A 12,472-nucleotide genomic window follows, 5' to 3' on the forward strand; every position below is an offset into this window, starting at 1 on the left:
GCCCGCGCAGGGCCTCGACGGTGGCGGCGGACAGGTCGACGATCTCGTAGCGGGCGAAGGTGCCCTCGCTGGTCGAGATGTCGGCCCCGTCGATCACGGCCCCCGTGGTCGGGCCGGCAGCCGGCAGCATCGACGAACAGCCCGACACCGCCAGAGCGGTGCTGAGGGCCAGGGGGAGTGCGCGCATGCAGAGGTTCGCCTGTCGGTTTCTCTCATGGGCTGCCTAGACCATCGCCGGAGCCATGTCCGTGGCGGCGGGGTCACAGTCCCCCGGGGAGCGGCCGCAACCGGGAAACCATCCCCGTTACCCACCTTCCCCACGGACGAATATCGATTTTCGGACGCCCTTGAACGGATGACGATGATATGCGTTCTCGTCGGGCTCAGATCTGATGTGTTCCGAGACCTGATTTTCCGGCGTCCCCGATTCCATGACATTGTCGCTCGACTATACACCGCCCGGCCTGGCGGACGCCGCCGCCGGCCCGGTCAAGCGGCGGCACATCTTCTATGTCCCAGGTTACGACCCGGAGAGCAGCAGCCGATACCGGATGCTGTTCGTGCGGGAACTGACGCGTTACGCGAAGCGCTTCGGCGAGCCCAAGCGCAGCATCTCCCGCGCGATCATGAACGCCGACGGGACCGTGCAGAGCTGGCGGGTCTCGGCACAAGCCGAAACCGAGGGCGCCGAGACCAGCTACGACGTCCTGCTGTGGGACGATCTCGTGCGGGACGACTTCCGGCGCCTGCGCCTCGTCAGCGTCTTCCTCCTGGTGGTGGGCACCCTCCAGAGCATCGCCACCGGCCTGATGGTCCGGTTCTACCGGCTGAACTGGAAGTACGGGAACGTCATCCTGTACCCGCTGGTGATGGTCGTGCTTCTCGGCCTGTGCACGCTCGCCATCGCGGCCTTCGTCCACGCGCATCTCGGAACGGCGTTCGGGCACAGTCTCGGGTGGCCCCTCTGGATCACGATTCCGCTGGGGCTCGTCATCGGCCTCGTCTGGATCAAGGCCATGGAGGCGCTCCTCAACCGCATCTACTTCTGGCAGCTGCTGAACGACTGGGTCTTCAACTGGCAGCACGGCCAGGGCCGGCGCCCGGATTACGAGCGCCGCCTCGATCACTTCACCGACCACGTCCTGGCGCAGGCCGCCGCGTTGGCGGCGAGCGATGCGCCGCCCGACGAGATCATGATCCTCGGCCATTCCTCGGGTGCCCTGACGGCGGTGGAGGTGGCGGCCCGGGTGCTCGCCCGCGATCCCGATTTCGGCACCGGCCCGACGACGCTGGCCCTCGTCACCCTCGGCTCCGGGCTGCCGCTGGTGGCGATGCAGCCGCGCGCGGGGCGCCTGCGCGGCGAGATCGCGGCGCTGGTCGCGTCGCGCCGACTCGTCTGGGCCGACTTCCAGGCGCCGCAGGACTGGATGAACTTTCCCGGCTTCAATCCCGTCGTGGACCTCGACCTGGACCTCCGGGGCGCCCCGCCCGCCAACCCGCTGGTGCGCTCGGCCCGGTTCCGCGAGATCATCAGCGCCGAGACCTACGTGAAGGTGCGCTGGCGCCCCTTCCGGATGCACTTCCAGTTCCTCCTGGCCAACGACAATCGCGGATATTACGACTTCTTCGCGATGACGCTCGGCCCCCAGCGCCTGCGCGAACGGGTTCTCAACCCGGTGCAGCCCGGGCTCTGCCCCGGCGCCCTGGCCTCCTGACGTGGGACATTCCGGGCCGCATGGCGGACAGAAATAGCCTGCTGAGGCGCGGATTCGGGGGCCATCGCTGCGGCGGCCCTGTCCGCGAGGGAGGGAGCGCACGATGTCGTCAGGCCAGAAACCGGCACCGCCGCCTGCGATCCTCGTGGTGATGGGGGTGTCGGGCTCCGGCAAGAGCACCGTCGCCGCGCGGCTGGCCGCGCATCTCGGCTGGGCCTTCGTCGATGGCGACAGCTTCCACAGCCCCGCGCACGTCGCCAAGATGCGGGCCGGGCATCCCCTCGACGACGACGACCGCGCCCCCTGGCTCGCCGCGATCGGGGCCTGGATCGACCTGCACCTGCAGGCGCGCGAGCCCGGAATCGTGGTCTGCTCCGCGCTGCGGCGCGTCTATCGCGATGCCCTAGTGAGGGGCCGCGACGCGGTGCGGATCGTCTATCTCGACGGCGACCGCGCCCTGATCGAACGCCGCCTCGCGCAGCGGCAGGGACACTTCATGCCGGCGGCCCTCCTCGACACGCAATTCGCGATCCTGGAGCCCCCCGAACCGGAGGAAAACGCGGTGACCGTCGGGATCGACGACGACCCGGCCGCCATCGCGGCAACGATCGCGGCCGAACTGGGATTGGGACAGGGCGTCCAGCAGCCCCGAGACCTCGCATGACCGACCCCACGACGACCGACCCCACGACGAACGCCCCCATCACGACATCGTCCTCGCACGTGAGCCCAGCCGACATCGCCCTGGTGATCTCGGACGTGGACGGCACCCTGGTGACCTCCGACAAGCGGCTGACGGCCGCGACCCGCGCGGCGGTGCGCGACCTCGGCGAGGCGGGGATCGGGTTCACCATCGCGTCGAGCCGGCCGCCCATCGGCCTCAAGCCCCTGGCGGCGGAACTCGGCCTCACCCTGCCCATGGGGGCCTTCAACGGCAGCACCCTGGTGGCGCCCGACCTCACCATCCTGTCCGAAACCCTGATCCCGGCGCAGGCCGCGCGCGAGGCCGCCAGGCAGCTGGCGCAAGCCCGGCTCGACATCTGGGTCTTCGCCGACGGCCGCTGGAACCTCACCGACCCGCACGCGCCCTACACCGACCTGGAGCGCCGCACCCTGCAGACCGAGCCGAACGTGGTCGCGGATCTCGAGCCCCTCCTGGACCGGGCCGCCAAGATCGTGGGCGTCGGCAGCGATGCCACCCATCTCGAAGCCTGCGAGGCCGCTGTCGCCTCCGCCCTGCACGGACGGGCCGACGTCCACCGGTCGCAGGCCTATTACCTCGACGTGACCCCGCCCGGCGCGGGCAAAGCCGGGTTCGTGGACGCCTTGAGCCGGCGCCTCGGCATCGACCGCTCGCGGATCGCCACCTTCGGGGACGCCGGCAACGACGTGCCGATGTTCGCGCGCAGCGGCTTCTCGGTGGCGATGGGCAACGCCGCCCCGGCGGTGCAGGCCGCCGCGCGGGCCGTCACCGCCGCCAACGACGCCGACGGGTTCGCAAAGGCCGTCGCCGAATTCATTTTGCGGCGCTGAGGCGGGTCCCGGGCAGGCGGACCTCGCAGGTCCGCGAGGCCTTTGGCAACGTTGGAGAATCGCTGCGGATACAATCCGGAAACGGCGCACGCACCTGTGCCATGTGCGCCACAGCACACGGGGAAACGGCCACGCTCACCCCCGCCGAGCCGCTTTCCGGCCGCAATTCGACCGGACCTTGACCGTCCAAGAACAAGGACGATCCGGGTCTCCGTATGAACCAGCGCCGCCTGCTCCTCGCCGTCCTCGCCGTCGCCGTGCCCTGCCGGGCTCTCGCGCCCTGCGATGCGGCCGCGCAGGGACCGGCGGCGCGCGACAACATCGACGCGCTGATCGAGGAGCAGGCCAAGGCCAACGGCGTCCCGTCGAGCTTCGTCCACCAGGTCGTGAAGCGCGAGAGCAACTACAACCCGAACGCCAAGGGCGGCAGCGCGCTCGGCCTGATGCAGATCAAGCACGCCACCGCCCGGGGCCTCGGCTACCAGGGCGACGCGGCCGGCCTGTACGATCCCCGGGTGAACCTGCGCTACGGCATCGCCTACCTGGCCGGCGCCTACCGCGCCGCCAAGGGCGACATCGCCCGCGCCTACGGCTTCTACAATCGCGGCTACTACTATGCCGCCAAGCGCCTCGGCATCGAGACCAACGTCCCCGACGACCTCGCGACGCCGAAATCCGGCGAGGCCTTCGGCAGCGCCTTCGCGCGCGCCGCCAGCCCCTCGGTCGCCGCCGCCAACACCGCGCTCGCCTATGCGCCGAGCCCCACCGCCAACGCCGTCCCGACGGAGCGCGTGGAGGTGCCGCTGCCGCCGCGCCGTCCGGCCTCGCTGGCGGGCCTGCCCGCGACCGAGATGGCCGCCCTCGCGCCGGCCCCCGCACAGGTCGCCGCGATCAGCCCCCATCCCGGCGTCGCTCCGGCGATGACCCAGGCCGGCGCCCAGGTCGAGGCGGCCTTCAGCGAATCGGTCGAGGTGCCACTGCCGCCGCGTCGTCCCTCCGCGCTCGCCCTCACCGCGGTCGGGCGGCCAATCGTCGCGAAGAAGGCCCCGGCTCCCGGCACCGTCCTCGAAGCCTCGGCCCTGCCGGCCGCCCAATAGGCTCGCGGCGCGCCCCGAAACGCGCGCGACGGCCATCGCGCGGCCCGTTCGGTAGCGCGCGTCGACAGAAACGGCGCCGCTTCGTTCGCGTTCCGGCGGATCACGTCTGCACCGCGACCTGAGGTTTTCCACCGCTCTGGAGCACGCGGACGACTTGCGCCGGAACGCCCGTCGTCTCACATGGTGCAATGCGAAGCGACGCTGTTCGGCCCGTTGGGCACGCGCATCACAGCTTCGCGCGAGACCTGGATTTCGCGAACGCCAGTGCAAATGGTTGTTTTTCGATAGGGCCCACGGTTTCGTTCTGGCATGATACTTCCAGATGCACAGCGTTCATGACGCTGGAAGCACCATATGTTGCGGCACCTTGCGCGCGGGCTCAACCCCAGCGGGCATACTGAGGAAACGGACGACGGCATGGCCGGCGCGGTAGAACAAGAATCGACCTTCCTGGCCGACCTCGGCCGGCGGGTTCGTCACGCCCGGACCGTACGCGGCCTGTCTCGCAAGCTCCTCTCGCAGACCTCCGGTCTGTCCGAGCGCTACATCGCGCAATTGGAGAGCGGGCAGGGCAACGTCTCGATCATCCTGCTGCGCCGGGTCGCCAACGCCATGGGCGTGCGCCTCGACGACATGATCGCCGGGCAGGACACCCAGCCGGACTGGCACGTGATCCGTGACCTCCTGGGCAACGCGTCGCCCGAGCAGATCGCCTTGGCCAAGGGTATCCTGTCGGGGCAATCCGCCGTCGGCAGCGAGACGCCGCAACCGCGCGTCGCGGTGGTGGGCCTGCGCGGGGCCGGCAAGTCGACCCTGGGGCGGCGCGTCGCTGATCGCCTGGGCTGGACCTTCGTCGAGCTCAACGCCGAGATCGAGCGCGAGAACGCGCTCTCGGTGAAGGAGATCTTCGCGATCTACGGCCAGGAAGGCTATCGCCGGCTGGAGCAGGCGGCCCTGCGCCGCCTCACCGAGCATCCCGGCCCGCTGGTCCTCGCCACGAGCGGCGGCATCGTGGCCGAGCCCCTGACCTACGACCTGCTGCTCCAGGCCTTCTTCACCATCTGGCTGCGGGCCCGGCCCGAGGAGCACATGCAGCGGGTGCGCGACCAGGGCGACCTCGCCACCACCGGCGACCACCCCTCGGCGATGCAGGAATTGCGGGCCGTGCTCGCCAGCCGGGAGCCTCTCTACGCCCGCGCCTCCTCCGTGGTGGACACCTCGGACGTGCCCGTCGACGTCATGGTCGACCGCCTGGCCGAGGCGATCGAAGCCCGCTTCGGCAATCTCGGCGATCGTCGCAGCGCCTGACGGACGCGGCCGGCATGGACCTGTCCAGACCGATCCGGCCTTGATCGACCGCGGCGCGCACCCCAAGCTCAGGGAGCGGCGCTGCGATGCGGCACGGCCGGCCCGCGGGTGCTTCGCTCCGGCGTGACCCGTCATCGCAGGCGAAACATCTCCGGTCACCAGCGCGCCGGAGGCGTTTCTTCGCGGTCGTGAACTCGCTATCGTCGATCGTTGGTGCAACGCGATGCGGCGCGGCCCAACAGACGAGCCCGGTCCAGAGGAGGACCCGATGTCCGCCAGCCCATTCCCCATTCCCCAGAAGGGCACCGAGCCGCTGGCCGTCTGCGATCCGACCTGGGCCCGGCTGCGTGCCGAGGCCGAGGCGATCGTCCGCGAGGAACCGCAGCTCGCCTCCTTCATCGTGGCGACGATCCTCAATCACACCTCCCTCGAAGGCGCGGTGGCCCACCGGGTCGCGGCGCGCCTCGGGCACGCCTCGCTGCCGGCCGAACTCATCGCCCACGGTTTCCACGAGGCGGTGAGCGCGGAGCCGCGCCTCGGCCAGGATTTCCGCGCCGACATCGCTGCCGTGCTCGACCGCGACCCCGCCACCAGCCGGGCGATCGAGCCGGTGCTGTACTTCAAGGGCTTCCACGCCATCCAGGCGCACCGGCTCGCCCACTGGTACTGGGGCCAGGGCCGGCGGGACCTCGCCCTCTACCTCCAGAGCCGGTCGTCGGAGGTGTTCCAGACCGACATCCACCCCCAGGCCCGGATCGGGCGCGGCATCTTCCTCGACCATGCCACCGGCCTCGTCGTCGGCTCCACGGCGGTGGTCGAGGACGACGTCTCGATCCTGCACGCCGTCACCCTCGGCGGCACGGGCAAGCAGGGCAGCGACCGCCACCCGAAGATCCGGCACGGCGTGATGATCGGGGCCGGGGCCAAGATCCTGGGCAACATCGAGGTGGGGGCCTGCGCCCGCATCGCCGCCGGCTCGGTGGTGCTGCGCCCGGTGCCCGCCAATACCACCGTGGTCGGCGTGCCGGCCCGCGTCGTCGGCACCGCCGGTTGCGCCGAGCCCTCGCGGGCCATGGACCAGCTCGTGGGCATGGACCAGTTCATCCACATGGCCGAGGGCATCTGAACACCGCGCCCGCCGCCGGTCCATCATCGGTCTAGGCGGCTTGCCCATCCCCCCCCGGCGTGGCAAGCGGTGGCCAACCCCGTCCGAAGGCCGCGACCGGCACAGCCCCGCGGCCCCGAATTCCGATCCAACCCGAGAGGCGATCAGCGTGACGAAGACCGACATCGTGAAGGTGCAGGACTACCTGCGCCGGACCTTCGCCAACACCAACATCCGCCTCGTTCCCCGCCTCAAGAAGGACGATTCGGCCGAGGTCTACATCGGCGAGGAATTCCTCGGCGTGGTCTCGGTGGACGACGAGGACGGCGACCGCTCCTTCAACTTCGCCATGGCGATCCTCGACATCGACCTCGAGGATTGAGGGGTCTCGCCTGTCGTGAACGCCTGACGCCCACAGCAGATTGGGCCCGGATTTAACCCTGACGGCAGGAAACCCTTAACGTTTCGTAAACGACGCGGCACAGTGCGCTCCACATCGCCTCTCGATGGTGGAGCGTTCGCGTCATGACCCTCAGCCCCTCGGCCCTCGAATCCCTCCAGACGCTCTGCGTCGGCCTTGCCCTGTCGGGCCTGCTCGCCAGCGCATTCGAGCTCTTCACCGAGCGCCGCGCCAGCTTCAGCCTGCTCGAGCGTGGCGGCGTCACGGCGGTCGCGGCCCTGCCCATTCTGGCCTTCGGGGCGCCCTTCATCATCCTGCGCAACACCGTGCGTGGCCGGCGCCTGGAGCGGCGTCCGATCCCCTTCGTGATGATCGCCACGGTGATCGCCTGCGGCTGGAGCCTGATGTCGGGCCGCGTCGCCCTCGATCTGGCCCATCTCATCGCCGGCGTCTGAAGCCCGGGGCCGGCCGACGACGAAGACCACCTCCTTCGGGCGGCCTGTCTCGCGTCCCGGTCACCGGTTGGCGGTGGCCACCGGCGAGGCGCCGCCATTGAGGGTGACCCAGGCGAGGCCGTCCTGGCCTTCGCGCTTGATGAAGGTGTAGCCGGTCCTCGGCGCGGACAGGACGGCGTTGGTCTTGTTGTCGAGGATGAGGTCGCCCCGGTCGGTGCGGATCATCAGCACCGCGTGGCCTTCGCCGATCTCGTCGATCACCACCGTCATGCGCAGGGCCCGGCGGGGCAGGCCGCGCTCCACCAGCATCCGGCGCTTGAGGAGCTGGTAATCCTCGCAATCGCCGAAGCCGTCGTCCGGATAGTCCCAGCGATCCACCACGCCCCAATGGGCGAGATCCGTGATCGGCTTGATGCGGGCGTTCACCCGGCGGTTGACCCGGGCGATGAGGTCGCGGATGCGCGGCGTCATCACGACGAGGGACGGCTCGCTCACATCGACGCCGCACTCGGCCGGCATCCGCGCGCAGAAGGCCGTCCAGGCGGCGACGGGCTTGGCGGGCGAGCCTTCCTCGACCTTGGACGCCTCGGGCAGGGCGGCGACGGTCTGCGCCTCGGTGGTGGCGCCGCCGAGCAACAGGATCGTGCCTACCAGCGAGAGCTGCACCGTGCGGCCGAGCCGGCGCCAGAGGGTCTCGCGTCCCCAGCGAGGGGAGAGCCCATCAACGCTTCGCAGAATCGCGTGCCGCATCCCGGTCGCCCTGCCGTCTCTCGTGAGGCGACGAAGGTTGCACGAGAATGGCCAAGGCTCAATCGGAAAGTTAAACCCTCATTAACCTTCCAAAGCATGAGAAGGTTCCACTGCGACAACAGGATGTTGGGGTCGCGTGCGGGTGCAGCGGGCAGGTCGTAGCGGGCAGGTCGGCGCACGCCAAAACCTGCCCTCCGTCAGCTTCCCATCGCGCCCACGACCCTCAGCGATTGGCCGTGGTGACCGGGGAGGTGACACCGCCCAGCGAAACCCATGCCACCGTGTCGGCCGATTCGCGCTTGATGAAGACGTAGCCCGTCCGGTGCCAGGCCAGGACCGCGCTCTCCTTGTTGTCGAGGACGAAGTCGCCGCGATCCGTGATCAGGGTCAGGACCGCGTGGCCCTCGCCCTTTTCGTCGATCACGACCGTCATGCGCATCGCCCGGCGGGGCAGTCCGGCGGCGGCGAGGCGCTGGCGCTTGAGGAGCTGGAAATCCTCGCAATCGCCGGCGCCGTCCTCGGCGAGGTCCCAGCGGTCCGGCACGCCCCAATGATCCATGTCGGAGATGGGGGTGAGGGACGCGTTCACCCGGCGGTTGACGGAGACGATGGTGGCCCAGATGGCCGGGGTGAGGGTGATGCGGTTGGGCTCGTTGAGGTCGATGGCGCATTCGGCGGCGTAGCGCTGGCAGAAGGCGGTCCAGGCCGCGAGCGGCCGCGCCTCGTTCAGGGACTGGGCCGAGGGGGAGGGGAGCGGCAGGGCCGCCAGGGTCTGGGCCCGGGTCGCGGATGCGTCCATCGTCAGCGCGGCCAGGGCGGCGATGAGTGCCAGCGCGATCGTCTTCGTCCTGCCCATGGCGGCGTCCTCAGGTCCAACGCCGTCACCGTGCCGCCACGGAGCCTGTCCGGCGCTGAAGCCGATCCGCGCAATTTTATCGATTCGCCGCGCCTGGACCGGGCGTCGCGCGGCAGGCCGAATGCGCGGTCTCGGCGATGCCGCCAAATCGCGCGATGCCGCGAAGGGACCGGTAACCCTCTCTGGGCCGGTCTTCGGCGCCAGCAGGCGCCGGGCGCGCCGTGACACCCGGGAGCGCCCTTGCTATGCCCCGACCTCGAGCTCGCGCGGGCCGATCGGCCCCGGCGGGGGTGCCCCCCCGCGGCGCGGCGCCGAAACGGATCCGCACGTCGCCATGAGCTTCCTCACGTCATCGAGTTTTCTCGCGTCATGAACATCTTCGCCACCTTCGAGGCCCGCGTCCGGGCCGCCGTGCAGGGCCTCATCCTGTCGGGGCAATTGCCCGAGGGGCTGGACCTGTCCCGCGTGGTGGTGGAGCCGCCCCGCGACGCGAGTCACGGGGATCTGGCCACCAACGCCGCCCTGGTGCTGGCCAAGGAGGCGCGGACCAACCCGAAGGCCCTGGGAGAAAGCCTGGCGGCGGCCCTGCGCGCGGACCCGGACGTGATGGACGCCAGCGTCGCCGGGCCCGGCTTCATCAACCTGCGGCTCCGGCCCGGGATCTTCCACGCGGTCGTGCGGGCGGCGCTGCAGCAGGGCGAAGCCTACGGGCGCGGCGCCATGCCGGGGGGCCAAGCCCCCCAGGGCCAAGCCCCTCAAGGCCAAGCCCCTCAAGGCAAGGTCAACATCGAGTATGTCTCGGCCAATCCCACCGGTCCGATGCATGTGGGCCATGGCCGCGGTGCGGTGTTCGGCGACGCGCTCGCCAACCTGCTGGTGGCGTCCGGGCGCGACGTGACGCGCGAATACTACATCAACGACGCGGGCGCGCAGGTCGACGTCCTCGCCCGCTCGGCGCACCTGCGCTACCGCGAGGCGCTGGGAGAGGCCGTCGGCCCGGTGCCGGAGGGGCTCTATCCCGGCGACTACCTCGTGCCGGTGGGCCGGGCGCTCGCCGAGGCGCACGGGCGCGCGCTCCTCGACCAGCCGGAGGCCGCCTGGCTGCCGGTGGTGCGGGCCTTCGCCATCGACGCGATGATGGACCTGATCCGGGCCGACCTCGCGCGGCTGGGCATCCACCACGACGTGTTCTTCTCCGAGGCCACCCTGAAGCAGGCGGTGCCCGTCCTTTTGGCCGAGCTTCGCGCGAAAGGCCTCGTCTACGAGGGCCGCCTGCCGCCGCCCAAGGGCCAGTTGCCCGAGGATTGGGAGGACCGCGAGCAGACCCTGTTCCGCACGGTGGAGTTCGGCGACGACGTCGACCGGCCGCTCCTGAAGTCGGACGGGTCCTTCACCTACTTCGCCTCCGACATCGCCTATCACCGGGACAAGATCGCGCGCGGAGCCACCGACCTCATCGACGTGCTCGGCGCCGACCACGGTGGCTACGTCAAGCGCATGCAGGCGGCGGTCAGGGCGGTCAGCGACGGGGCCGCCACCCTCGACGTCAAACTGTGCCAGCTGGTGCGGCTGCTGCGGGCGGGCGAGCCCGTGAAGATGTCCAAGCGCGCGGGCGAGTTCATCACCCTGCGCGAGGTCGTGGACGAGGTCGGGCGCGACGCGATCCGCTTCATGATGCTGTACCGGAAGAACGACGCGACCCTGGATTTCGACCTCGCCAAGGTGGTGGAGCAATCGAAGGAGAACCCGGTCTTCTACGTGCAGTACGCCCATGCGCGCTGCGTCTCGGTGTTCCGTCAGGCCGCGCAGGCGATGCCGGACGAGGATTTCTCGACAGGCGGCCTGCTCGGGGAGGCCGATCTCGCCCTGCTGGTCGATCCCGGCGAGGTCGAGATCATGCGCCTCGTCGCGCAATATCCCCGGGTCCTCGAGGCGGCGGCCGGCGCGCACGAGCCGCATCGCGTGGCGTTCTACCTCTACGAACTCGCCAGTTCGCTCCACGGTTTGTGGAACAAGGGCAAAGACTTGCCTCAATTACGGTTTATTAATCCTAACGACCGATGCTCCACACGGGCTCGATTGGCCCTCGTCGAGGCTTTGCGGGGCGTGATCGCCTCCGGCCTCGCGGTGTTGGGCGTCACCGCGCCGGACGAAATGCGGTGAGGTGATCTCGGCGTGAAGAGGATGCTGCCATGACGACGAACGCTTCGCGAGCGACAGTCGATTTCGACGCTTTCGCGCGGGATCTGCAGCAGCCACAAGCCCCGGCGCCCGCACAACCGCAGGGCGCGAAGGCCGATCCGCTGGCCGAACTCGCCCGGATCGTCGGGCAGGACGATCCCTTCCGGGCCCTGCTCCAGGCCCGCGACGCCCGGGTCGACGCGACCCAGGCGGCCCGGGGCCGCGTCGAGCCGAGCTTCGGCGACGGGCGGGTACCGCCGGCCCAGGCCCCTCATATTCAGGCGCAGGCGCCCCAGGGCGCCTCGCCAACCGACGCCTTCGACCAGTACCTCGCCTCCGTCGACCACGGCACCTACCAGGATGCGCACGGGGCCTATCCGGACGCGAACGCGGCCGAGTTCGCGCCCAATGATTCCGATGCCCGGGTCCGCCCCCTGGAGCGGCCGCGCCAGCGCAGCCGCCTCGTCTCGGTGGGCGCCGGCCTCGGCGTCCTCGCGGTCTGCGTCACCGGCGCGCTGGCCTGGCGCGGCCTGCACGGCAGCACCGGCGGCAGCACAGGCGTGCCGACCATCATGGCCGACACCGCGCCCCTGAAGATCGCGCCGCTGAAGGCCGACGGCGTCGAGATTCCGGACCAGAACAAGCAGATCTACGACCGCACCGCCAAGGACGGCCAGATCCGCATCGTCAACCGCGAGGAGCAGCCCCTCGACGTCGCCCAGGCCGCCCGCGCGGCCCTGGGTTCGGGGGAGGGCGGCGCCACGCCGGGCAGTGCCACGCCGGCCCCCCAGGCGCAGGCCCCGCAGGGCGGCCTCGCCGAGTCCCTCGGCGAACCCCGCCGGGTGCGCACCGTCTCGGTGAAGCCCGACACGCCGCCCCCGCCGCCCCAGCGCGAGGCCACCGCCGAGGCGACGGCGACGCCGGCCTCCGTGATCCCCACCATGACGCTCCCCGGAGCCGCCAGCGACGGCGCCCCCGCCGTCGCCTCCCTGCGCCAGCGCGCCACGCGCCTGCCGCCGCCGGTCGTCACCACGCCGGTGGCCGAGGCGCCCGCCGCGACCCCGGCCGAGCC

General features: G+C 70.6%; 12 protein-coding genes and 1 pseudogene. 10 read left to right on the forward strand and 3 right to left on the reverse strand.

Features of this window, described 5'->3' with window-relative positions; translation table 11 throughout:
• Positions 1–187 (reverse strand): annotated as a pseudogene (locus JWQ05_RS07225) (sugar transporter); the annotation flags it as partial.
• A 244-nt stretch (positions 188–431) separates the two neighbouring features.
• On the opposite strand from JWQ05_RS07225, the gene JWQ05_RS07230 reads away from it, so the two are divergent.
• The 8 genes from JWQ05_RS07230 (at position 432) to JWQ05_RS07265 (ending at position 7,613) form a co-directional block, all read left to right on the forward strand.
• The gene (locus tag JWQ05_RS07230) at positions 432–1,715 is read left to right on the forward strand and encodes an alpha/beta hydrolase (RefSeq protein WP_299656784.1); all 1,284 of its coding nucleotides are present in this window, start codon (positions 432–434) and stop codon (positions 1,713–1,715) included.
• A 103-nt stretch (positions 1,716–1,818) separates the two neighbouring features.
• Positions 1,819–2,379, forward strand: coding sequence for a gluconokinase (locus tag JWQ05_RS07235; RefSeq protein ID WP_299656787.1), 561 nt, complete (start codon positions 1,819–1,821; stop codon positions 2,377–2,379).
• Positions 2,376–3,248, forward strand: coding sequence for a Cof-type HAD-IIB family hydrolase (locus JWQ05_RS07240; protein WP_299656790.1), 873 nt, complete (start codon positions 2,376–2,378; stop codon positions 3,246–3,248). The genes JWQ05_RS07235 and JWQ05_RS07240 overlap by 4 nt, the downstream gene beginning before the upstream one ends.
• Before the next feature lie 215 nt (positions 3,249–3,463).
• The gene (locus tag JWQ05_RS07245; RefSeq protein ID WP_299656793.1) at positions 3,464–4,345 is read left to right on the forward strand and encodes a transglycosylase SLT domain-containing protein; all 882 of its coding nucleotides are present in this window, start codon (positions 3,464–3,466) and stop codon (positions 4,343–4,345) included.
• A 354-nt stretch (positions 4,346–4,699) separates the two neighbouring features.
• Complete coding sequence (locus JWQ05_RS07250; protein ID WP_299656796.1) at positions 4,700–5,653, forward strand: helix-turn-helix transcriptional regulator; 954 nt, start codon at positions 4,700–4,702, stop codon at positions 5,651–5,653.
• A gap of 268 nt (positions 5,654–5,921) precedes the next feature.
• The gene (gene cysE / locus JWQ05_RS07255; RefSeq protein ID WP_299656799.1) at positions 5,922–6,779 is read left to right on the forward strand and encodes a serine O-acetyltransferase; all 858 of its coding nucleotides are present in this window, start codon (positions 5,922–5,924) and stop codon (positions 6,777–6,779) included.
• 148 nt (positions 6,780–6,927) lie between these two features.
• Complete coding sequence (locus JWQ05_RS07260) at positions 6,928–7,140, forward strand: DUF3126 family protein (RefSeq protein ID WP_299656802.1); 213 nt, start codon at positions 6,928–6,930, stop codon at positions 7,138–7,140.
• Positions 7,141–7,283: 143 nt separating this feature from the next.
• Positions 7,284–7,613, forward strand: coding sequence for a hypothetical protein (locus JWQ05_RS07265; protein ID WP_299656805.1), 330 nt, complete (start codon positions 7,284–7,286; stop codon positions 7,611–7,613).
• Positions 7,614–7,673: 60 nt separating this feature from the next.
• Here the strand turns inward: JWQ05_RS07265 and JWQ05_RS07270 are convergent, their stop codons facing one another.
• Both JWQ05_RS07270 and JWQ05_RS07275 read right to left on the reverse strand, forming a co-directional pair.
• Positions 7,674–8,363, reverse strand: coding sequence for a transglutaminase-like cysteine peptidase (locus JWQ05_RS07270; protein WP_299656808.1), 690 nt, complete (start codon positions 8,361–8,363; stop codon positions 7,674–7,676).
• Positions 8,364–8,586: 223 nt separating this feature from the next.
• A complete protein-coding gene (locus JWQ05_RS07275; protein WP_299656811.1) occupies positions 8,587–9,219 on the reverse strand; it encodes a transglutaminase-like cysteine peptidase in 633 nt (210 codons plus the stop codon).
• A 369-nt stretch (positions 9,220–9,588) separates the two neighbouring features.
• Between JWQ05_RS07275 and argS the strand changes: the two genes are divergently transcribed.
• Positions 9,589–11,382: an arginine--tRNA ligase gene (gene argS / locus JWQ05_RS07280; protein WP_299656814.1), complete on the forward strand. Its 1,794-nt coding sequence runs from the start codon at positions 9,589–9,591 to the stop codon at positions 11,380–11,382.
• A gap of 29 nt (positions 11,383–11,411) precedes the next feature.
• On the forward strand, positions 11,412–12,472 hold a 1,061-nt coding region (locus JWQ05_RS07285; protein WP_299656817.1), incomplete at its 3' end, for an SPOR domain-containing protein.

Source organism: Methylobacterium sp. (genome assembly GCF_028290105.1).
Lineage (GTDB): Bacteria > Pseudomonadota > Alphaproteobacteria > Rhizobiales > Beijerinckiaceae > Methylobacterium.

What these genes read in the sequence shown, in the direction of transcription:
- JWQ05_RS07230 (WP_299656784.1), top strand. Translation starts at nt 432, where the DNA reads ATGACATTGTCGCTCGACTATACACCGCCCGGCCTGGCGGACGCCGCC.
- JWQ05_RS07235 (WP_299656787.1), top strand. Translation starts at nt 1,819, where the DNA reads ATGTCGTCAGGCCAGAAACCGGCACCGCCGCCTGCGATCCTCGTGGTG.
- JWQ05_RS07240 (WP_299656790.1), top strand. Translation starts at nt 2,376, where the DNA reads ATGACCGACCCCACGACGACCGACCCCACGACGAACGCCCCCATCACG.
- JWQ05_RS07245 (WP_299656793.1), top strand. Translation starts at nt 3,464, where the DNA reads ATGAACCAGCGCCGCCTGCTCCTCGCCGTCCTCGCCGTCGCCGTGCCC.
- JWQ05_RS07250 (WP_299656796.1), top strand. Translation starts at nt 4,700, where the DNA reads ATGTTGCGGCACCTTGCGCGCGGGCTCAACCCCAGCGGGCATACTGAG.
- cysE (WP_299656799.1), top strand. Translation starts at nt 5,922, where the DNA reads ATGTCCGCCAGCCCATTCCCCATTCCCCAGAAGGGCACCGAGCCGCTG.
- JWQ05_RS07265 (WP_299656805.1), top strand. Translation starts at nt 7,284, where the DNA reads ATGACCCTCAGCCCCTCGGCCCTCGAATCCCTCCAGACGCTCTGCGTC.
- JWQ05_RS07270 (WP_299656808.1), bottom strand. Translation starts at nt 8,363, where the DNA reads ATGCGGCACGCGATTCTGCGAAGCGTTGATGGGCTCTCCCCTCGCTGG.
- JWQ05_RS07275 (WP_299656811.1), bottom strand. Translation starts at nt 9,219, where the DNA reads ATGGGCAGGACGAAGACGATCGCGCTGGCACTCATCGCCGCCCTGGCC.
- argS (WP_299656814.1), top strand. Translation starts at nt 9,589, where the DNA reads ATGAACATCTTCGCCACCTTCGAGGCCCGCGTCCGGGCCGCCGTGCAG.